Below are 871 nucleotides of genomic sequence, written 5' to 3'. Positions count from 1 at the left end.
TCGCTTAACCCAACGCCGCCAATCGAGCCAAAACACTGCCAAGTCTCGGAGCGCACCTGCCCGAGTCGTCGCGCCTGTTCGCGCAACGCCCCGACCTTGCCTTTGTTCGGGCGCTTGGCGCGCACAACCCGTGTCACCTTCATTCGGCGCTGGCCTCATCCTTGCTGAGTGCCTCGTTGAGCTTCTTGCGGTAGTTTCGCAATCCATACAACCGAGACGAAAAACAATGAACGATGGTCATCAAGTCCTGCACCAGTTCTTGCTCTGGCGAGAGCCTGGGCTTTACACACAAGTGGGCTGGCATCAGGGCGGAGCACGACCTGACCTCGCCCTTTCGAGCATAATGCAAAACATGTCGGTGATGTCATCGAGTCGCTGCAGGTCTTTCCACAGAGCCTGAGCCCCAGGCTCGCCGTCACTTTTTCGGCCCAAGAAACCACCGAGCGTGGCGACGGTTCGCGTGGCTTCCCGCAGCGTGGGCTCATCCTGGTCCTCAGGAATACCTTCGGCGCCGGTGCGCACCCATAGCGCCTTCCATTGATCTGGGGTAAAAAACACCGTACAGGGGGCGTCCGGATCTTCACGGCTCTGGTGGGTGAGCAGCGATACCCGCCAGGCGACGACCAGATCCACGCCCAGACACGCCTCGAGGCTATTGGCGCTCCCGAGCTGGCGCTCTTCAATGCGGCAGCCGGACTTGAGGGTAGAGCTGCAGTGTCCAGCCGAGATGTGTGTCAAGCCCAGGGCGAGAGCCGTTCTTGATTCAGCACCAAGATCTCGCAGCCATGCGTCTTGGCGTAATGCTCAAACCACTCAAACCCAAAGCGCGTGAGCCGATCCCTGTGGGCAAGAATCAAGGTGTGGATGCTCC

The 871-nt window shown here is 59.9% G+C and carries 1 protein-coding gene and 1 pseudogene; both read right to left on the bottom strand.

The features are described from left to right. Positions 1-139 precede the first annotated feature (139 nt). Positions 140-274, bottom strand: a pseudogene (locus CKO15_RS13785) (IS607 family transposase); the annotation flags it as partial. Positions 275-303: 29 nt separating this feature from the next. Continuing rightward, positions 304-633: an IS4 family transposase gene (locus tag CKO15_RS13780; protein WP_200197398.1), complete on the bottom strand. Its 330-nt coding sequence runs from the start codon at positions 631-633 to the stop codon at positions 304-306. Positions 634-871 lie beyond the last annotated feature (238 nt).

The organism is Halorhodospira abdelmalekii (assembly GCF_016583625.1).
Taxonomy (GTDB): Bacteria; Pseudomonadota; Gammaproteobacteria; order Nitrococcales; family Halorhodospiraceae; genus Halorhodospira; species Halorhodospira abdelmalekii.
The sequence above is the reverse complement of the archived record's forward strand: the minus strand, read 5'-3'. Positions and strand labels throughout refer to the sequence as shown.